This is a genomic window from Bradyrhizobium sp. 62, from assembly GCF_023073035.1.
Classification (GTDB): domain Bacteria; phylum Pseudomonadota; class Alphaproteobacteria; order Rhizobiales; family Xanthobacteraceae; genus Bradyrhizobium.
On record NZ_JADPIT010000015.1, the window covers coordinates 246,398 to 246,743 of the forward strand.

Genomic DNA, 346 nt, shown 5'->3' on the forward strand with positions numbered 1-346 from the left:
GATAGGCGGCGTTATGTATTCGCAGGCGAGGCGCATGCTTGCACGTTCCCGCGGCAGATTCTGCCCGAGCCTTGCCGCCGTTCATCGCCCAATGGAAGCCAAAGGGCGCAGGGAAAGCAGGGCGCCGGCGGCACCCGTTGGTCCCTGCGCTACAGGAATGCAGACGGGGTGGACCGATGGGGTGGCCGATCGCCCGGCCTTCCCTGCGCGGATGGTTTTAACGGCGTCCTTCGTGCTCTCCCCGGGGAGCGATGCACTATTGCCCCCGGTCGCGGTGCAGGCCTCGTGCGGCGAGAGGGCTTGGGGCAGGACCGCGGCCTCCTCGTCATTGCGAGCGTAGCGAAGC